Genomic DNA, 17,905 nt, shown 5'->3' on the forward strand with positions numbered 1-17,905 from the left:
CCGATCGGCCGGAAACGCTCCTCGTCCGCGCCCCTCCCCCCTGACCGCGACCCACTGCATACCGGCGGGTACGGTGCTGGCGGCGCGAGCTCGACGACGAGAGGCGGGGCGTGGGATGGCCGGGCACTGGGCGGACTTCCAGTACGAGATCTACCTGAACGGCATGACGGGGGCCGTGCCGCGGCTGCCCACCGACCTGACCCGGCTGGAGGAGCTGGCCGAGCACCGGCTCGGCCCCGGCCCCGCCGGATACGTGGCGGGCAGCGCGGGCACCGGCAGCACGGCGAACGCCAACCGGGCGGCCCTGGAGCGGCGCCGGATCGTCCCGCGGATGCTCCGGGACGTGCACGAGCGCGACCTCTCGGTCGAGGTGCTGGGCCGTACCCTGCCCGCCCCGCTGGCGCTGGCCCCGGTGGGCGTCCTGTCGATCATGCACCCGGAGGCGGAGCCGGCCGCCGCCCGGGCCGCGGCCGCGCGGGGCGTGCCGTACGTCCTGTCCTCGGCGTCGAGTACGCCGATGGAGCAGGTCGCCGAGGCGATGGGGGACGGCGAACGCTGGTTCCAGCTGTACTGGCCGAAGGACCGCGAGGTCGCCCGCAGCTTCCTGCACCGCGCGCGGGCCGCCGGGTACGGCGCCCTGTTCGTCACGCTCGACACCCCGCTGCTGTCCTGGCGCCCGCGCGACCTGACCAGGCGTACCTGCCGTTCCTGCACGGGGTGGGCACCGCGAACTACTTCTCGGACCCGGCGTTCCGGGCGGGCCTGGCCAAGCCGGTGCACGAGGATCCGAACGCGGCGGTGCTGCACTTCGTCGAGATGTTCTCGGACCCCGCCAAGTCCTGGCCGGACCTGGCGTTCCTGCGCGAGAACTGGGACGGCCCGATCGTCCTCAAGGGCGTCCTGCACCCGGACGACGCCCGGCTCGCCGCCGACGCGGGCATGGACGGCGTGGTCGTCTCCAACCACGGCGGCCGTCAGGTGGCCGGCTCGGTCGCGGCGGCCGACGCCCTGCCGCGTGTGGCGCAGGCGGTGGGCGACCGGCTCACCGTGCTGTTCGACAGCGGTGTCCGTACCGGTGACGACGTCTTCAAGGCGCTCGCGCTCGGCGCCCGTGCGGTGCTCCTCGGCCGCCCCTACGTCTACGGGCTCGGTCTCGACGGGCAGGCGGGCGTCGACCACGTGATCCGCTGCCTGCTCGCCGAACTCGACCTCACCCTGGCCCTGTCCGGACACGCCTCGTCCCGCACGCCGGGGCCCGCCGACCTCGTCGAGGATCCCGTGTGAGGGACCGGCCGGGCGGCCGGCCGGTCCCGGTTCAGCGGCCCGGCAGTTCCACGGATCGCGCGTCCGGGCGGTCGGTGCGCGAGACCGACAGGGAACCCTCCGCCGTCGGCACCGGGTCGCTCCGCCAGCGCTGGGCGTCCGAGCGCTCGCGCACCTTGACGACGACGTCCGCGTCCGGCCCCGGGGCGGTGGCGGCGAGCGCGAGCTGCCGCTGCCGGCGCGGCACCAACTCCCCCTCGGCGGTGAGGTCGTAGCGCACGTCGTCACCCCGCTCGGTGCCCTGGTCGGCGCAGGTGCCGAGAATGACGACACCGGCGTCCGCCTGCGAGTCCAGGCAGAGTCCGGGGTCGGCGACGCTGCGCACCAGCCCGTCCTCCTCGTACGTCCACTGCTGGGTCCACGCCTCGGAGCACGCCGCGAGCCGGGCGCCCGCACCGGCCCGCGGCTCGCCCCGGACGTCGAGGCACAGCTCCGCGGCGACGTTGCGCAGCCGTGTGCGGTCGGCGGTCGCGGTCCGGCCGGCCACGCCGGGCGGTTTGGGGCGGCTGGTCGCGGACGTCTCGCCCTCGCCGCCGGCGGCACTCGTGGAGGCGGCCGGATCGGCGCCGCCGCCGTCGTACGACCACACGCTCACCACGAGTACGACGGCCACCACCGAGGCGGAGGCGGCGCCGAACTGCCGGAGCAGCGTCCGGCCGGAGCGCGGCCGGCCAGGGGGCCGGCGGACGGGCACCGGGATGCGGCCCAGCAGCCCGGTGCGCCGGCCGCGGTGCCGGGAGGAGCCCTTGGCGAGTGCCCCCGACGCCGTCCGGGCCGGACGGGAGTCGAGATAGCGCCGGGCGCCCCAGCCGAGTACCGCTTCGGCGATCAGTGTGCCCAGCTCCCCCTTGAACCGGGCGAGTTGGTCGGCCGCGTGCCGGCAGTGCCGGCAGTCCGCCAGATGCTTGCGGACGTCCGGCAGGAGGGCGCCGCCGCGGCGGATCGGGACGTCGAGGAGGCGGCTGTGGTAGCGGCAGTCCTCGCTGGGTGCCAGCTGCTTGTGGGCGTGCAGACACCCCTCGCGGAATTTCTCCCGGGCCTGTTCGAGGGTGGCGGTCGCGGTGTCCGTATCCATGCCGAGCAGGGCGGAAGGGACACTTATGGGTTCGCCTTCCACTTCCGTATGCCACAGCAAACAACGGGACGGTCCGGGCAGAGACGCGAAAGCCCGCGCGGCCAGCGTGCGGTTTTCCGGGGTCAGGGACTTCGCCGCCCGCATACCGCGCCCCCCGGCCGGTTTGAGCAGCTCCGGAACGACCGAGGACATCTCGTCGTCGCCGGACCACTGCCGCACCGTGTCGCGCACGGCCACCAGCAGGCGCGGGCGCAGCGCCGTGGCCGGTTCCCCCTCGGCCAGACGGTCCAGCACCCGGTGCCAGGCGGCGGCGGTGACCATGGCACCGACGTGCGACGACGTGGCGAGGCAGATGGTCGCGTAGTCGTGCGCGGGCTGCCAGTGGCGTGCCATGAGCAGCCCCGTGACCCGGGCGGCCTCGGTGTCCGGTCCGTCCCTCAGCCGCGCGGCGAGCAACTCGTCGGACTCCCCGGGGTCCCCGCCCGGGGGCGGGTACGCGGGTCGAGGGGGGTGGGGGGTGGGCACTGAACTGGATTCCTTCCCACGCGCATGTGACTCAGAAGTCGCGGTCGCCGGAAAGGGACGCGCGAATTGGTGTGTACCTCTTTGGGCGCGGTGCAATTGGTGTGTACCTCTTTGGGCGCGGTGCAGGAGAGCGTGCATTCGCCATGGCGAAAACGGACCTGCCCCGTCAAGGCGCGTGCGAGACACCGGTCTTCACCCCCGCACGGGTGCTTCACTCTTGCACAAACCACTCATGGTCAACAAGGCGAGCGGACAACCCGGGAAGCGGTTGAAAGAAGGTCAGTTTCCGCGGCCAACACAGCAGGGACACACGGCCTTTCCGCTTCCTCCATGATCGGTGACAGCGGGCCGGGGCGCGGCCGGGGGCTCGTGGTCGCCGTACGTCACGCGACCGGAAACACCCGGGACCGATCGTGCAGGACCGATCGTGACCGAACAGATCCTGACGTCGGCCCGCACATCGGGCACAGGTCGGGAGAAAGTGCTTTCTGCCCTGGGCGGCCCGGTCGGTCCCCGGGGCGCACCGCCGCGTGCGATCACCGGCCCGGTGGTTCGGGCCTGCGCGGGGTCCCGAACGGACTACGCTGGATTGCAGGTGACGCGCTGTTCACTGTGAGTGCGCAATGGAGTGGCGACGATGAGTCCGGTCAACCCGTTCGACGATGCTGCCACGGCGCGCGTGGTCGTCGACGACTCCGGCACCCTGCGGGAGTGGAACGAGGGCGCCCGCATACTGCTGGGCCACCGGTCCGACGAGGTGGTGGGACGCCCCGCGGCCGACCTGCTCGCCGGACGCCACGCCGGACCGCCGCCGACGGGCGACGGCCCCTGGCACGGCACCCTGACGCTGCGCCACCGCGACGGGCGCCCCGTCCCGGTGTGGGTGCTCGCGCACCACCGGGCGGCGGCGGACGGCGCACCGGGCTCCTGGCTCGCGGTCGCCCCTCCCGCTTCCGGCCCCGCACCGGAGGACGACCCGCTGATCAGAGCGGTCCTCACCCAGTTGCCGTGCGCTGTGATGATCTTCGACGACCAGCTCCTGCTGCGCGGGGTCAACGACGCCATGGCCCGGCTCCTCGGGTTCCCGCGCGACCGGCTGCGCGGGCTGCGGGCCACCGACATCAGCAGCCGGCCGCAGAGCCTGGAGCTGGAGCGCCACCTGCGGCGGGTACTGGTCTCCGGCCAGCGGCACGACATGCGGACCCACCTCCAGGTCGGGGGCGAGGAGCGGGCCCGCGCCTGGCTCGCCCTGATGGCGCCGCTGACCGACGACGACGGCAAGGTGCGCGGCGTGTGCGTGAGCGCCCACGACTTCACCGAGCAGTACCTCGCCCGGGAGCGGCTGCAGCTCGTCAACGAGGCCAGCGTGCGCGTCGGCAGCACCCTCGACGTCACCCGTACGGCTCAGGAGCTGGCGGACGTGTGCGTTCCCGCGCTGGCCGACTTCGTGAGCGTCGACCTGCTGGACCCGCGCGACGACGGCGGTGAGCCCGCGACCGTGGTCGAACCGCCGGTCGGCCTGCGCCGCACGGCCCACCGGACGGACTCCGTTGACCTCTCCCCGGAGCGCCCGTCCCCGTGTCCGCCGTCGGCGGCCGAGACCGGCCGGCTGGACTTCTACCCGGCCGGCTCGCCCCAGGCGGAGTGCCTGCTGTCCGGCCGGGCGATCGTGGCGGCGGAGGCGTCCGGGGACCTGGAGCGCTGGATGGGCTGGGACCCGGGCCGTCTGCGGCGGGCGCGGGAGTACGGCGTCCACTCCGTGATGTCGGTGCCCCTCCAGGCGCGCGGCACCACGCTCGGTGTCGCGGTCTTCATCCGCTTCAGGCGCCTGCCGCCGTTCACGCACGACGACGTGCTGCTCGCCGAGGAGGTCAGCGCGCGCGCCGCCGTCTGCATCGACAACGCCCGCCGCTACTCCCGTGAGCGCGAGGCGACCCTGACCCTGCAGCGCAGCCTGCTGCCCCGCTGGCTGCCGCCGACCGCCGCGGTGCAGGCGGCCTCCCGCTACCTTCCGGCGGCCCGCTCGGGCGTCGGCGGCGACTGGTTCGACGTCATCCCGCTGTCCGGGATGCGGGTCGCCATGGTCGTCGGGGACGTCGTGGGGCACGGCATCTCCGCATCGGCCACCATGGGACGGCTGCGCACCGCCGTGCGCACCCTCGCGGACATCGACCTGACGCCCGAGGAACTCCTCACCCACCTCGACGACCTGGTCGTACGGCTCTCCGAGGAGTCCGGCGACGACCGGGCGGGCGAGGTCGGCGCCACCTGCCTGTACGCGGTGTACGACCCGGTCTCGCGGCGCTGCTCCATGGCCCGGGCCGGACACCCGACCCCCGTCCTGGTACCGCCGGACGGCCCGCCCCGGCAGGTCGAGCTGCCCTCGGGGCCGCCGCTGGGCGTGGGCGGGCTGCCGTTCGAGTCGGCCGAACTGGAGCTGCGCGAGGGCAGTGTGCTGGCCCTCTACACCGACGGACTGGTCAAGAGCCGGGACCGGGACCCCGACACAGGCCAGGCGCTGCTGTGCCAGGCCCTGACCGCCCCCGGCGATTCGCTGGACGCGACCTGCGACCGGGTGCTGCACAGCCTGCTCCCGGCGGGCAGCTCGGGCGACGACGTGGCCCTGCTGCTGGCCCGCACCCGGGGACTGCCCACCGGGCAGGTGGCCACCTGGGACATCCCGGCCGACCCGTCGCTGGTCGCTCCGGTGCGCAAGCAGGTGCTCGACCAGCTCTCCGCCTGGGGTCTGCTGGAGGCCTCCTTCACCGTCGAACTGGTGGTGAGCGAGCTGGTCACCAACGCGATCCGGTACGGCTCCCCGCCCATCCGGCTGCGGCTCATCCACGACACGACCACGCTGATCTGCGAGGTCTCCGACACCAGTCACACCGCGCCCCACCTGCGCCGGGCCCGCACCTGGGACGAGGGCGGGCGGGGTCTGCTGCTGGTGGCCCAGCTCACCCAGCGCTGGGGCAGCAGGCACACGGCCGAGGGCAAGACGATCTGGGCCGAACTGGGGCTGGTCGACGAGGAGTGAGCCCCGCCGTTTCCCGGGCCGCGCAACGGGTCACCCGGAGTGCAGGGCGCACGGCGCCGCGGCAGGCGTGCGCGCGGAACCACGGAGCGGAGAAGCGATGGCGAACACGTCCCGGCCGGTGCACCGTACGGCCCTGCTCGCGACCGGTCTCGCGGTCCTCGGCCTGCTGAGCGCCTGCGGCGGTGAGAGCGGCACCTCCGGCGCCCCCAGGACCCCGGACTCCGCCCGCGCCTCCGGCGCGGCCCCGGACTCCGGCCCGAGCACCGGCACCGGCACCGGCACCGGCACCGCGACGCAACCCGGCACCACCGCACCCGCGGCCGGCACACCCGGCGACGCCGCCGGGCCCGCGTCGGCCTCCGCCCGCGCCGACGGCCGCTGCCACACCGGGGAGTTGCGCGTCGCCGTCGGCCGCGTCGACCCGGGGGCGGGCCAGCGGAACTTCCCGCTCGTCCTGACCAACACCTCGGGGCGCACCTGCACGGTGTACGGCTATCCGGGCGCCGCCTTCGTGGACGCGTCCGGCAGGCAGCTCGGCCCGGACCCGGAGCGCGCGCCCGGCTCGCCCCAGACCCTCACCCTGACGCCCGGCGGCAGCGCGTGGGCCGGGCTGTCCTTCTCCAGCCCGGAGATCAGCGGCGCCCGCACCGCGACCCCGGCCGCGCTGCTGGTCACGCCGCCGGACGAGCGGCAGTCGATCAAGGTGAGGTGGACCGCCGGCGAGGTCCCCGTGGGCGGCAACGCGTCGTCGGTGTCCGTCACCGCCCTGGAACCGGGCACCGGCCCCTGAGGCACCGGCTCCCCCGCAGCTCCTCCCGCCCTCATCCCTCCTCATCCCGAGCACCGTCCTGCGGGGCGGGAGGCGCGCCGGTCAGTGACCGGCGATCGGGTGCGGTGCGTAGGGCTGCTCCAGCTCCTCGATCTCCTTCTCGCCGAGGCCGAGTTCGACCGCGGCCACGGCGTCCTCGAGGTGCCCCGGCTTCGACGCGCCCACGATCGGTGCGGTCACCGTGTCCTGGTGCAGCAGCCAGGCGAGGGCCACCTGGGCACGCGGGACACCGCGCTCGGCGGCGATACGGGTGACGGCCTCCACCACGGCACGGTCGCCCTCCTGGTAGAGGGTGCTGCCGAACGCGTCCGTGGCGCTGCGCCCGGTGGCGGTGTCCCAGTCGCGGGTGAGCCGGCCCCGGGCGAGCGGGCTCCAGGGCAGCACGCCCACGCCCTGGTCCGCGCACAGCGGCAGCATCTCGCGCTCCTCCTCGCGGTACACGAGGTTGTAGTGGTTCTGCATGGAGACGAACTTCGTCCAGCCGTTCCGCTCGGCCGTGTACTGGGCCTTCGAGAACTGCCAGGCGTACATCGAACTGGCCCCGATGTAGCGGACCTTGCCCGCCTTCACCAGGTCGTGCAGGGCCTCCATCGTCTCCTCGACCGGCGTGTGCGGGTCGTAGCGGTGGATCTGGTACAGGTCCACGTGGTCGGTGCCCAGCCGCCGGAGGCTGTGGTCGATCTCCGTCATGATCGCCTTGCGGGACAGCCCGGCTCCGTTGGGTCCGGGGCGCATCCGGCCGTGCACCTTGGTCGCGAGCACGATGTCGTCGCGCCGGGCGAAGTCCCGCAGCGCCTTGCCGACGATCTCCTCGCTGGTGCCGTCGGAGTAGACGTTGGCCGTGTCGAAGAAGGTGACCCCGGCCTCCAGCGCCTGCCGGATCAGCGGACGCGCGGCGTCCTCGTCGAGGGTCCACTCGTGCGCGCCGCGGTCCGGGACGCCGTAGGTCATGCAGCCCAGGCAGATCCGCGACACGTCCAGGCCCGTCGAACCGAGCTTCACGTACTGCATCGTTGCTGCTCCTGTGTTCTCGGGATCATCGGTACAGGGCAGCGTACGACTTCGCGCACGCTCCAACCCAAAACCCGTCAGTGCGGTTCGACCAGGTCCAGGGCCTGCTCCCAGTCGAACCGCGGGCCGCCGTCCGCCCCCGCCACTCCCCCGTACGGGTCGCCGAAGCGCACGCCCATGCCGCGCAGTCGGTCCAGGCTCGCCCGGTACGCGGGGTGCGAGGCCAGCGCGTCGGAGACGCAGGGCAGCACACCGACGGGGACGCCGAGGCCGCAGGCCTCGCACAGGGTGGCCACGGCCAGGGTGTCGGCCAGGCCCGCGGCCCACTTGTTGACGGTGTTGAAGGTGGCGGGCGCGACCACGACGGCGTCCGGGGCCGGGAAGGGGCGCGGCTCGCCGGGGCGTCGCCAGGCCGAGCGGATCGGGCGGCCGGCGCGCGCCTCGGCGTCGGCGGTGTCGAAGAAGCCGCCCATGGCGACCGGGGTCGCGAAGACGCCCACCTCCCACCCGCGCCGCCGGGCGGCGGTGATCAGCTCGCCGACGCCCGAGGCCACGCCCGCCGCACAGACGACGACGTAGAGGAAGGGTCTGCCCGTACTCCCGGCCTGTTCACTCATCCCCGGAACCCTAAGGGACGGGTCCCGGGGCACCCGACGGGGTACGGAGCACGGGGCCCTGTCGGGTGTCGGGTGTCGGGTGTCGGGTGTCGGGTGCCGGGGATCGGGGATCGGGTGCCGGGTCAGCCCACCCGCTCCGACACGGTGATGGCGCCGACCGGGCACGCCCGGGCCGCCTCCCGCAGGAGCGGGCTGCCGCCGCCGTCCTCCCGGCCGCTCCTGAGCGTGCTGTAGCCGTCGTCGTCCTGGGTGAACACGTCCGGGGCGGTCAGGGCGCACTGCCCGGCGCCGATACAGACGTCCTTGTCGATGCCGATGTCCATGCCGGTGTCCATGCGGGTGTCCGTTCTGGTGTCCGTGCCGTCGTCCATCTGCGGGCCCCTACCAGGCCACGGGGAGTTCCAGCATGCCCTGGATCGTGTCGCCCGGCTTGTGGGGGATCTCCCGGGCGGGGACGGCCAGCCGCAGCGTGGGCAGCCTCTCGAAGAGGGCACCCAGGGCGATCTCCAGCTCGGCACGGGCCAGGTTCTGGCCCAGGCACTGGTGGATGCCGAACCCGAAGGCGACGTGGTGGCGGGCCGGGCGGTGCCAGTCGAGGGCGTCCGGCTCCGGGTAGACCGTTTCGTCGCGGTTGATGACGGAGGTCGAGAAGACGACCCCGTCCCCGGCCCGGATGGTCTGCCCCTCCGCCTCGATGTCCTCGGTGGCCGTGCGCAGCAGGCCGTCCGCGATGGACAGCATGCGCATCAGCTCCTCGACTGCGCCGGGCAGCAGCGCGGGGTCCGCACGCAGCTCGGCCAGGCGGCCGGGGTTCTCCAGGAGCGTGTAGGTGCCCAGCGAGATCATGTTGGCGGTGGTCTCGTGCCCGGCGATCAGCAGGATCACGGCGAAGGAGACGAGCTGTTCGCGGTCGATCTCGCCCTCGTCCAGCCGGTCCCGGATCAGGTCGTCCAGCAGACCGTCGCCGGGCGACGTCCGCTTGCTGTCGATCAACTCCCCCAGATACGACTCGAGTCGGTCCCGGGCCTCGCGCACGTCGGCGGGCAGCGGTCCGCGCAGCAGCCGCCGGGACTGCTCCTCGAAGAACTCGTGGTCGGAGTAGGGGACGCCGAGCAGTGCGCAGATCACCATGGAGGGCACCGGCAGCGCGAAGGCCGGCACCAGGTCGGCGGGCGCGCCCTGGGCGATCATCGCGTCGAGGCGCTCGTCGACGATCTGCCGGATGCGCGGGCGCAGGGCGGTGGCGCGCCTCAGGGTGAACTCGGGGAGCACCATCTTGCGCTGGGTCCGGTGTTCCGGGTCGTCGACGCCGAGCAGGGCGACCTTGCGGGCCCGTACCTCTGCCAGCCGGCGCGAGGTGGCGGGAAAGCCGTCGCGGGTGCGGTCGGACGACAGCCGCTGGTCGACGAGGAGCCGGCGGGCGAGGGTGTGCCCGGTCACGAGCCAGGCCGGGCGGCCGTCGAAGAGGGTGACGCGGGAGAGCGGCCGGCCGGCGCGCAGCGGGTCGTAGGCGGCGGGCGGGTGGTAGGGGCAGGTCCGGTCCTGCGGGAAGGCGACGGATCGCGTCGCTTCCGGGTCCGTCGTCGTGTCCGTGTCCGTCATGGAAGACCTCGCAGACGAAGTTCTGTGCCTCGTGCCGATCTTCATTAGATGCCTCGGGCACCTATGCGACGACGCCAAGTTCGGCCAGACCGGTGGCGTGGACAGACTGGCCGGGGATGGTCGGGCCGGCACGGCGCCGAACGCTTCGTACGGCCGGGTCGGGCGGTGGCGGCGGCCGGGACACGCGGCGGAGATGGCGTGATCGCGTCGTCGGTGCGCCCCGCCGGGCCGAGGGATGCGGCCGGGAACGGCCTGTGCCGGCGGGCGTACGGACGCGCCCGCTCCGGATGTCCGCACGGTGTTCCGGGGTACAGGGCAGGATGCAGTACGAACGGACGGTTCCGCACCGCTCCGGTGGCCCGCACCGGACCGGTCGGCCGACGACGCGACGATGGGACGGATGCACAGATGCCTCTTGAGGGCGAGTACGAACCCAGCCCGACGCAGTGGGTCCGGGAGCAGGTCGAGCTGTACGAGGGCTCGGGCGGCACCGAGGGCACCACGCACCCGGACACGGGCCTGCCCGTGATCGTGCTGACCAGCCTGGGCGCGCGCAGCGGCAAGATCCGCAAGACGCCGCTCATGCGCGTCGAGCACGACGGCCGGTACGCCGCGGTCGCCTCCCTGGGCGGCGCGCCCAAGCACCCGGTCTGGTACTTCAACGTGCTGGCCGAGCCCCGCGTGGAGCTCCAGGACGGTCCGGTCAAGCGGGACATGACGGCCCGTGAGGTCACCGGCGCGGAGAAGGCCGAATGGTGGGAGCGCGCGGTGGCGGCGTACCCGCCGTACGCGGACTACCAGAAGAAGACGGACCGTGAGATCCCCGTCTTCGTCCTCGAGCCGGCCGACGCCGGCTGATCCGGCGCGCGCCGGATTTTCTCCGGATCGGCGCGCATGGACGGCCGGGTGCCGGGCACACGACCGTCAGGCCCCGCCGCGTTCCCCCGTCGCGGCGGGGCTTTGCGCCGACTCCCGGGCCGGCCGGTCGGTGACGTCGACGAAGATCTGCCGCGCCTCGGGCACGGTGTGGGCGATCGACCGCTTGATGCGCACCGCGGCCTCCTCCACCCGTTCGCTGTCCAGCCCCGGCACCAGGTCGACGCGGGCGGCCACCAGCGTGGAGTCGAGGCCGGTCTTCATGGTGAACAGCGCCTCGACGCTGTCGATCTCCGGCTGCGCCCGCAGCAGTTCACGGATCCGCCCGCCGGCCTCCGGGTCGGCGGCTTCGCCGATCAGCTGGTCGCGGGCCTCGCTGCCGAGGCGGTAGGCCACGTACACGAGCAGCGCGCCGATGGCGAGCGAGGCGCAGGCCTCCCACACCACCTGCCCCGTGACCATGTGCAGGGCCATGCCGGTCATGGCGAGGACGACGCCGAGCACCGCGGTGCCGTCCTCGGCGACGACCGTGCGCAGCGCCGGGTCGCGCAGTCCGGTGGCGAGACCTCCCTGGCCCCGGACCTGGTGCAGGGCGCGCAGCAGGGAGGCGCCCTCGGCCAGCAGGGCGACACCGAGCACGATCAGTCCGGCCACGTAGCCGCTCAGCTCCTCGTGGGCGCCGGAGCGCAGGGCCTCGACACCCTGGAAGAAGGAGAAGCAGCCGCCCATGACGAAGATGCCGACGGCCGCGAGCAGCGACCAGAAGAACCGCTCCTTGCCGTAGCCGAAGGGGTGCCGCCGGTCGGCGGGGCGGCGGCTGCGGCGCAGGGCGGCGAGGAGGAAGATCTCGTTCATGCTGTCGGCCACCGAGTGCGCCGCCTCCGACAGCAGGGCGGGCGAGCCCGCGACGAATCCGCCGACCGCCTTGGCGACGGCGATGACCAGGTTGGCGGCCAGGGCCACGAGCACGGTGACGCGCGTTCTGCTGTCGGCCCTCTTGTCGCCGCCGCGGCCTGATGTCTGTTCCGGGGCTGACTCACTCACGAAGGCCCGACTGCCCCTGGCCGCGCGCCTCACACCCGCCGTGCGGGTGGCCCGCCCGTGCCGACGGCCGAAAAAGGGGAACGTGTCCAGCAGGACGCGCGGTGAGGAAGGTGTCCACCAGCGCACGCGAACGACGGGAGGCGGACCCATGAGCGGCGACGGCGGAACTCCGGGCAACAGCGGTTACGGCAGGAAGGCCTTCAAACGGTCCCGGAGCCATTTCGCGGACCGGATCACCGCGGACGGCAGGGACGGCTGGCCCGTGGAGTCCGGCCGCTACCGGCTGGTGGTCAGCCGGGCCTGTCCGTGGGCGAGCCGGGCGCTGGTCTCCAGGCGGCTGCTCGGCCTCGAGGACGCCCTGTCCCTCGCGGTCGCCGACCCGGTCCAGGACGACCGCAGCTGGCGGTTCACGCTCGATGCCGGCGACCGCGATCCGGTCCTCGGCATCCGCTTCCTCAGTGAGGCCTACGACCGCAGGGAGACGGGCTACCCGGGCGGGGTGAGCGTGCCGGCGGTGGTGGACGTACCCAGCGGGAAGCTGGTCACCAACGACTACCAGCAGATCACCCTGGACCTCGCCACGGAGTGGACCGCCCTGCACCGGCCGGGCGCGCCCGACCTGTACCCCGAGGCGCTGCGCGACGAGATCGACGAGGTCGTGGCGGATGTCTACGAGGACGTCAACAACGGCGTGTACCGGGCGGGTTTCGCGACCGGCCAGGAGGAGTACGAGGCGGCGTGCGCGGGCGTGTTCCGCCGGCTGGAGCAGCTGACACCCCGGCTGCGGGAGCAGCGCTACCTGGTCGGCGACACGATCACGGAGGCGGACATCCGCCTGTTCACGACGCTGGTCCGCTTCGACGCGGTCTATCACGGACACTTCAAGTGCAACCGCTGGAAGCTGACGGAGAACCCGGTGCTGTGGGGGTACGTGCGCGACCTGTTCCAGACGCCCGGTTTCGGGGACACCGTGGACTTCGACCACATCAAGCGGCACTACTACCAGGTGCACACCGGCATCAACCCGACCGGCATCGTGCCCCTGGGCCCGGACCTGACCGGCTGGCTCACGCCCCATCACCGCGAGGAGCTGGGCGGCCGGCCGTTCGGTGACGGGACTCCCCCGGGCCCGGTCCGTGCCGGTGAGGAGGTCCCGGTGCGCGGCAGGCCCTGACCCACCTCCCCCGCTGTCTCTCATCGCACACCGCGCAAGGAGATCCGCATGGCGAAGAAAAAGAAGCAGAAGCTCCCGCTCGCCTACAAGCCCATGGGCTTCGCGCTCGGGTGGCTGGGCGGCACGCTGGCCGGGCTGGCCTTCCAGAAGACCTGGAAGCTGATCCGGGACGAGGACGACGCACCCGACGCGCTGGACCCGGACCGCGGCTGGGGGGAGATCCTGCTGGCCGCCGCGATCCAGGGCGCCATCTTCGCGGTGGTGCGCAGCGCCGTGGACCGCACGGGCGCCAAGGCCGTCGCGCGCTCGACCGGTACCTGGCCGGTCCCCAAGGGCGGGCGGGACTGACCGCGCCGCCCCGTCCCCCGTCGTGACGGCGCCCGGCGAGGCCGCCCTCAGCCCTGCTTGGGTGCCGTCGGTGCGACGGCCAGGCGCAGGGTGAAGGAGTGTCCCGCCGGGTCGGAGAAGCCCCGTTCCTCGTGCGGCCCCGCCGCGTCCTTGGCCTCCACCGGGCGGCCGCCGAGCCCCACAATCACCCGCTCCGCCTCGTCCAGGTCCGCCACCACGAGGTCCAGGTGGACCTGGAGGGAGTTCTCGGGGCGGGGCCAGCTCGGCGGGGTGGCGTTGACGTCCCGCCGGAAGGCGAGCCGGAAGCCGCGCGGCCCCTCGATCTCGATCCGGTTGGCGGTCACGTCCGTCTCCTCCGCCCCCAGCAGGCCCTTGTAGAACTCGGCGAGCCGCTCGGGCTCGGCGCAGTCGAGCACCACGACGCCCGCGTTGACCAGTGCCATGTCGTTTTGTTCCCCTCCGGAGTGTGCCGGGTGCACGGCCGGTCTGCCGCACACCTCGTAGTGCGGATACCCGGTGGAGCGGGGAGTAACGGAGATCACCAGCGGGCGCCGTGTAGATCATTTAGGGTCGGGGCAGCCTCGTACCGCTTCTCGGTTCAACTTTCCTGCCGTGAAGTCGAGTTCGAGTGCGCGGACGGTCTACGGCCGTCCGCTCGCAGGGCCGGGGGGACTCTGCGCTCCGTCTCCCGAAAGGAACCACATGCAGGACGTCCGCTTCGACCTCCCCTTCGACACCCCCGTCAGCCCGCACCTCGCCCACGCCCGTGAGCGCCATCTGCGCTGGGTGCGCGAGCGGGGGCTGGTGCGCAGCGCGGCGGGCTTCGAGGAGTACCGCTCCTGGGACCTCTCCGAGGCCGCGGCCCGCACCTACCCGCACGCCTCGGCGGACGACATGGTCGTCCTGATGAACTGGTTCTCACTGGCCTTCCTCTTCGACGACCAGTTCGACGCCGGCCGGCCGGACCGCGCGGAGCGCATAGCCGAGGTGGCACGGGAGCTGATCGCCACGCCGCTGCGCCCGGCGGGCACCCCGCCGCGCGTGGAGTGCCCCATCACGCTGGCGTGGGCGGAGGTCTGGGCCCACCTTTCGGATGGCATGTCCCTGACGTGGAAGTCCCGGTTCGCGGCGTCCTGGGGCCGTTTCCTGGTGGCGCACTGCGAGGAGGTCGACCTGGCCGCCCACGGCCGGGCCGCCACGCTCGGGGTCGAGGAGTACGCCGTCTTCCGGCGCCGCACGGTCGGCATCCACCACAGCATCGACGCGGGCGAGCGCAGCCGCGGCTTCGAGGTGCCGGCCGCGGCGATGGCGCACCCGCTGATGGAGCGGATGCGGGACCTGGCGGCCGACACCATCGGGTTCATGAACGACATCCACTCCTTCGAGCGCGAGCGCCGCCGGGGCGACGGCCACAACCTCGTCGCCGTGCTGCACCGCGAGCGGGGCTGCTCGTGGGAGGCCGCGGCCGACGAGGCGTACCGCATGACGACCGACTGCCTCGACGAGTACGTCGCCCTGGAGGCACGCGTGCCGCAGATGTGCGACGAGCTGGGGCTCGACGGAGACGGGCGCACGCGGGTGCGGCTGGGAGTGGAGGCCATCCAGCACTGGATCAACGGCAACTACGAGTGGGCCCTGACGACCGGCCGCTACGCGACGGCCAAGGAGGGCCCGGTCGCCACCGCCGAACAGGCCGGGCGGGGTTCGGTGGACGACCTGCTGGGCGTGTGAGACACGCGCCGCCGCCCGGCCGGGGGGGTGCCCGGCCGGGCGGCGGCGTCCGCGGTGGTCCTCCGGGCCGGGCGGTGGCGTCCGCGGCGGCCCGTCCGCTACCCGGCGAACTCCACCGGGAGGCTGTCCAGCCGGGACTCCCAGGTGGAGGCCGTGGAGGTCAGTTCGGACGCCGGCACGGCCAGCCGCAGGCCCGGCAGACGGTGCAGCAGGACGTCGACGGCCGTCTCGATGATCGCCTGGCCGATGTTCTGCCCCGGGCATTCGTGGGGCCCCGCGCTGAACGCGAGGTGCGAGGCGTTGCCCCCGACCGAGACGCCGGTGTCGGGCCGGACCTCGGGGTCGTGGTTGCCCGCCGCGAGGCCCAGCACGAGCAGGTCGCCCTCCTTGACCGGGCAGCCGCCCAGTTCCAGGTCCGCGGTGGCGAACCGGCCCGGCAGCACGGCGAGCGGCGGGGAGTTCCACATCACCTCCTCCACGACCGCGGACATGTTCAGCTGTCCGCTCACCAGGCCGGACAGCCGGTCGGTGTCGGTGAGGACGAGCTGGAGCACGCGGGCGAGCAGGTTGCTGGTCGTGGTGTGGGCGGTGATCAGCACCAGGCGCAGGTGGTTGACGATCTCGTCCTCGTCGAGGCCGGAGTTGTGCTCGATGAGACCGGAGGCGAAGTCGGACCCCGGCTCCCTGCGCTTGCGCTCGGCGAGTTCGCCGAGGATGCCCATGATGCGCTCGTTGTGCGTGAGGGCGTCCGCGCCGCCCTTGATCACCTGGTTGCTGGACTCGGCGAGGCTGCGCCCCTCCCGTTCGGCGAGGCCGAAGACCCGGGTGAGGACCAGCATGGGCAGGTACTCGGCGAAGTCGGCCACCAGGTCGGCGCGGCCCTCGCCGGCGAACGCGTCGATCTGCTTGTTGGCGAAGTGCGTGATGTGCCGGCGGATGCCCCGGCCCGCGACGGCGTACAGGTTGTCGGTGACCGCACCGCGCAGCCTGCGGTGCGGATCGCCGTCCTGGGAGACGCAGTCGGGGCGCCACCCCACCATCTGCATCAGCGGGGACGTCTCCTCGACGCGGCCGTCGCGGAAGTCCCGCCAGATCCGCGAGTCCCGGCTGAACTGGAGGGGGTTGTCCAGCACCCGCCGGTTCTCCCGGTAGCCGAGCACCAGCCAGGCGGGGACGTCGCCCTCCAGCATCACCGGAGCGACCGACCCGTACTCGCCCCGCAGCCGTTGGTAGATCTCGTGCGGATCGGTCGCCGCGCCGGGTCCGTAGAGCCGGACGGCGCCCTCGCCGTGGGCGACGGGGCAGCCGCCGCCGGTGGGGGCGGACGGGGTCCGGTCGTCGTTCATCGGGGCTCCAGGGCGGCGGCCGAGCGGTCCTTCAGGTGCCGGATCAGGGTGACCAGCACATCGCGGCCGGCGGAGCGGTCGCGGGCGTCGAAGGCGACGACGGGGGTGTGCGGCGCGATGTCGAGGGCGTCACGGATCTCCTCGGCCGGGTAGTCGCGGGAGTCGGGGAAGACGTTCAGCGCGATCACGAAGGGGACCTTCTGCCGCTCCATCTCCTCGATCGCCCGGAAGCTGGAGGCCAGCCGCCGGGTGTCGACCAGGACCACCGCGCCGAGGGCCCCCTTGAACAGGCCGTTCCACAGGAACCAGAAGCGTTCCTGGCCCGGGGTGCCGAAGAGGTACAGCATCAGCGTGTCGTTGAGGCCGATCTTGCCGAAGTCCAGGCTCACCGTGGTCTGCGTCTTGTCGGCCACCCCGATGAGGGGGTCGACGTCGGCGCTGGCCTGGGTGAGCGTTTCCTCGGTGGTCAGCGGTTTGATGTCGCTGACGGCGCGGACCATGGTGGTCTTGCCCGTTCCGAAGCCGCCGGCGATCATCACCTTCACCGAGCGGGTGTCGTCCCCGGCGGTGGATGACCCCGGTCGGTCAAAGCCTTTGAAGTCCACTGAGTACCTCCTCAAGGAGCGCGAGGTCGGGCCCGCGGCCGGCATCCAGTGCCGGGATGGGATCACGGGCTTCGACGCTGCCCGTCTGGAGCAGGTCGGACAGCAGCACCGCGAGAATGTTGAAGGGCAAGTGCAGGTGGGCGCCGAGTTCGGCCACCGACAGCGGGTCGCGGCAGCGCCGGAGGATCTCCTCGTGCTCGTGCTGCATGCCCGGCAGGGGGGCGGCACGGGCGACGACGAGCGTCGCCACGTCGAGGGTCGACGCCGAACCGCCCGGCCCGCTGCGCCCTCCGGTGAGGACGTAGTAGCGCTCGAGACCGGACGGATCGGTCGGTCGGCGGGGAGCACTCATCCAGAGTGCTCCTCCTGGCGCGGCGTGGTGCCGAGGAGCTCACCCATCCGGCGGGCCAGGTCGCGCATCTGGTGGCCGAGCAGGCCCTGGTCGAGGCCCTCGCGGGCGAGGACTCCGAGGTACGTCTCCAGGCCCGCGCGGACCACGAACAGGTGCCCGCCGTCCACCTCGATCATCGCCAGCCGCAGCTGTCCCGCGTGCTGCGGGAACTGCTCGGCGACCGGCTGGGCCAGTGCCTGCAGGCCGGCCACCACGGCGGCGAAACGGTCCACGTCGTCGGGGTCCTCGGCCCCGTAGGAGGTGATCGCCTTGCCGTCGCTGGAGGCCACGAGGGCGAAACGGATCTCCTGGATGCTCTCCACAAGGTCGCGGAGCGCCCAGCTCACGTCGGTTCCCTGGTGCGTCATGGG

Annotated in this window: 17 protein-coding genes and 1 pseudogene; 7 read left to right on the forward strand and 11 right to left on the reverse strand. The window is 73.1% G+C overall.

Annotation, left to right across the window (positions count from 1 at the left end):
• The first annotated feature begins 115 nt into the window (after positions 1-115).
• Positions 116-1,284 (forward strand): annotated as a pseudogene (locus HZS56_RS09240) (lactate 2-monooxygenase).
• A gap of 31 nt (positions 1,285-1,315) precedes the next feature.
• Here the strand turns inward: HZS56_RS09240 and HZS56_RS09245 are convergent.
• Positions 1,316-2,923, reverse strand: a complete 1,608-nt coding sequence (locus tag HZS56_RS09245; protein ID WP_216720226.1) for an RICIN domain-containing protein — start codon at positions 2,921-2,923, stop codon at positions 1,316-1,318.
• A 637-nt stretch (positions 2,924-3,560) separates the two neighbouring features.
• Here HZS56_RS09245 and HZS56_RS09250 point away from each other — a divergent pair.
• Positions 3,561-5,960 carry a SpoIIE family protein phosphatase gene (locus tag HZS56_RS09250; protein ID WP_216720227.1) on the forward strand — a complete coding sequence of 800 codons (2,400 nt, stop codon included), beginning with the start codon at positions 3,561-3,563 and terminating at the stop codon, positions 5,958-5,960.
• A 97-nt stretch (positions 5,961-6,057) separates the two neighbouring features.
• Positions 6,058-6,750 (forward strand): DUF4232 domain-containing protein, encoded by a 693-nt coding sequence (locus HZS56_RS09255; RefSeq protein WP_216720228.1) that lies wholly within the window; start codon positions 6,058-6,060, stop codon positions 6,748-6,750.
• An 81-nt stretch (positions 6,751-6,831) separates the two neighbouring features.
• On the opposite strand, the gene HZS56_RS09260 is transcribed toward HZS56_RS09255, so the two are convergent.
• From HZS56_RS09260 to HZS56_RS09275, 4 genes are all read right to left on the reverse strand, one after another.
• Positions 6,832-7,800 (reverse strand): aldo/keto reductase, encoded by a 969-nt coding sequence (locus HZS56_RS09260; protein WP_216720229.1) that lies wholly within the window; start codon positions 7,798-7,800, stop codon positions 6,832-6,834.
• 77 nt (positions 7,801-7,877) lie between these two features.
• Positions 7,878-8,417, reverse strand: a complete 540-nt coding sequence (locus HZS56_RS09265) for a flavoprotein (RefSeq protein WP_216720230.1) — start codon at positions 8,415-8,417, stop codon at positions 7,878-7,880.
• Between the two features lie 122 nt (positions 8,418-8,539).
• Complete coding sequence (locus HZS56_RS09270) at positions 8,540-8,740, reverse strand: ferredoxin (RefSeq protein ID WP_216720295.1); 201 nt, start codon at positions 8,738-8,740, stop codon at positions 8,540-8,542.
• 58 nt (positions 8,741-8,798) lie between these two features.
• Complete coding sequence (locus tag HZS56_RS09275; RefSeq protein WP_216720231.1) at positions 8,799-10,019, reverse strand: cytochrome P450; 1,221 nt, start codon at positions 10,017-10,019, stop codon at positions 8,799-8,801.
• A gap of 408 nt (positions 10,020-10,427) precedes the next feature.
• Between HZS56_RS09275 and HZS56_RS09280 the strand changes: the two genes are divergently transcribed.
• Positions 10,428-10,877: a nitroreductase family deazaflavin-dependent oxidoreductase gene (locus HZS56_RS09280; RefSeq protein ID WP_216720232.1), complete on the forward strand. Its 450-nt coding sequence runs from the start codon at positions 10,428-10,430 to the stop codon at positions 10,875-10,877.
• A gap of 66 nt (positions 10,878-10,943) precedes the next feature.
• Here the strand turns inward: HZS56_RS09280 and HZS56_RS09285 are convergent, their stop codons facing one another.
• A complete protein-coding gene (locus tag HZS56_RS09285) occupies positions 10,944-11,864 on the reverse strand; it encodes a cation diffusion facilitator family transporter (protein ID WP_216720296.1) in 921 nt (306 codons plus the stop codon).
• A 223-nt stretch (positions 11,865-12,087) separates the two neighbouring features.
• On the opposite strand from HZS56_RS09285, the gene HZS56_RS09290 reads away from it, so the two are divergent.
• On the forward strand, positions 12,088-13,113 hold the full coding sequence (locus HZS56_RS09290; protein WP_216720233.1) for a glutathione S-transferase family protein: 1,026 nt from the start codon (positions 12,088-12,090) through the stop codon (positions 13,111-13,113).
• Positions 13,114-13,161: 48 nt separating this feature from the next.
• Entirely contained in the window at positions 13,162-13,461 is a 300-nt protein-coding gene (locus HZS56_RS09295; RefSeq protein ID WP_216720234.1) for a DUF4235 domain-containing protein, read from the forward strand.
• 47 nt (positions 13,462-13,508) lie between these two features.
• Here the strand turns inward: HZS56_RS09295 and HZS56_RS09300 are convergent, their stop codons facing one another.
• Positions 13,509-13,904 (reverse strand): VOC family protein, encoded by a 396-nt coding sequence (locus HZS56_RS09300; RefSeq protein WP_216720235.1) that lies wholly within the window; start codon positions 13,902-13,904, stop codon positions 13,509-13,511.
• Positions 13,905-14,163: 259 nt separating this feature from the next.
• Here HZS56_RS09300 and HZS56_RS09305 point away from each other — a divergent pair, with 259 nt between their 5' ends.
• Positions 14,164-15,192: a 7-epi-alpha-eudesmol synthase gene (locus HZS56_RS09305; RefSeq protein ID WP_216720236.1), complete on the forward strand. Its 1,029-nt coding sequence runs from the start codon at positions 14,164-14,166 to the stop codon at positions 15,190-15,192.
• A 98-nt stretch (positions 15,193-15,290) separates the two neighbouring features.
• Here HZS56_RS09305 and HZS56_RS09310 read toward each other — a convergent pair whose 3' ends face one another.
• The 4 genes from HZS56_RS09310 to HZS56_RS09325 are packed head-to-tail and all read right to left on the reverse strand — an operon-like array spanning position 15,291 to position 17,902.
• Positions 15,291-16,538 (reverse strand): cytochrome P450, encoded by a 1,248-nt coding sequence (locus HZS56_RS09310; protein WP_216720237.1) that lies wholly within the window; start codon positions 16,536-16,538, stop codon positions 15,291-15,293.
• Positions 16,535-17,143, reverse strand: a complete 609-nt coding sequence (locus HZS56_RS09315) for a GTP-binding protein (protein ID WP_216720238.1) — start codon at positions 17,141-17,143, stop codon at positions 16,535-16,537. The genes HZS56_RS09310 and HZS56_RS09315 overlap by 4 nt, the downstream gene beginning before the upstream one ends.
• Positions 17,124-17,495, reverse strand: a complete 372-nt coding sequence (locus tag HZS56_RS09320) for a DUF742 domain-containing protein (protein WP_216720239.1) — start codon at positions 17,493-17,495, stop codon at positions 17,124-17,126. Before HZS56_RS09320 ends, HZS56_RS09315 begins: the two co-directional genes overlap by 20 nt.
• A complete protein-coding gene (locus HZS56_RS09325; protein ID WP_019327713.1) occupies positions 17,492-17,902 on the reverse strand; it encodes a roadblock/LC7 domain-containing protein in 411 nt (136 codons plus the stop codon). The genes HZS56_RS09320 and HZS56_RS09325 overlap by 4 nt, the downstream gene beginning before the upstream one ends.
• Positions 17,903-17,905 lie beyond the last annotated feature (3 nt).

It is taken from the genome of Streptomyces mayonensis, assembly GCF_018982965.1.
Classification (GTDB): Bacteria; Actinomycetota; Actinomycetes; order Streptomycetales; family Streptomycetaceae; genus Streptomyces; species Streptomyces mayonensis.

Bases quoted from the DNA above. Each gene is read 5' to 3' on its own strand.
- HZS56_RS09280 (WP_216720232.1), top strand. From the start codon at position 10,428: ATGCCTCTTGAGGGCGAGTACGAACCCAGCCCGACGCAGTGGGTCCGG.
- HZS56_RS09290 (WP_216720233.1), top strand. From the start codon at position 12,088: ATGAGCGGCGACGGCGGAACTCCGGGCAACAGCGGTTACGGCAGGAAG.
- HZS56_RS09260 (WP_216720229.1), bottom strand. From the start codon at position 7,800: ATGCAGTACGTGAAGCTCGGTTCGACGGGCCTGGACGTGTCGCGGATC.
- HZS56_RS09295 (WP_216720234.1), top strand. From the start codon at position 13,162: ATGGCGAAGAAAAAGAAGCAGAAGCTCCCGCTCGCCTACAAGCCCATG.
- HZS56_RS09265 (WP_216720230.1), bottom strand. From the start codon at position 8,417: ATGAGTGAACAGGCCGGGAGTACGGGCAGACCCTTCCTCTACGTCGTC.
- HZS56_RS09255 (WP_216720228.1), top strand. From the start codon at position 6,058: ATGGCGAACACGTCCCGGCCGGTGCACCGTACGGCCCTGCTCGCGACC.
- HZS56_RS09320 (WP_216720239.1), bottom strand. From the start codon at position 17,495: ATGAGTGCTCCCCGCCGACCGACCGATCCGTCCGGTCTCGAGCGCTAC.
- HZS56_RS09305 (WP_216720236.1), top strand. From the start codon at position 14,164: ATGCAGGACGTCCGCTTCGACCTCCCCTTCGACACCCCCGTCAGCCCG.
- HZS56_RS09275 (WP_216720231.1), bottom strand. From the start codon at position 10,019: ATGACGGACACGGACACGACGACGGACCCGGAAGCGACGCGATCCGTC.
- HZS56_RS09250 (WP_216720227.1), top strand. From the start codon at position 3,561: ATGAGTCCGGTCAACCCGTTCGACGATGCTGCCACGGCGCGCGTGGTC.
- HZS56_RS09270 (WP_216720295.1), bottom strand. From the start codon at position 8,740: ATGGACATCGGCATCGACAAGGACGTCTGTATCGGCGCCGGGCAGTGC.
- HZS56_RS09300 (WP_216720235.1), bottom strand. From the start codon at position 13,904: ATGGCACTGGTCAACGCGGGCGTCGTGGTGCTCGACTGCGCCGAGCCC.
- HZS56_RS09310 (WP_216720237.1), bottom strand. From the start codon at position 16,538: ATGAACGACGACCGGACCCCGTCCGCCCCCACCGGCGGCGGCTGCCCC.
- HZS56_RS09325 (WP_019327713.1), bottom strand. From the start codon at position 17,902: ATGACGCACCAGGGAACCGACGTGAGCTGGGCGCTCCGCGACCTTGTG.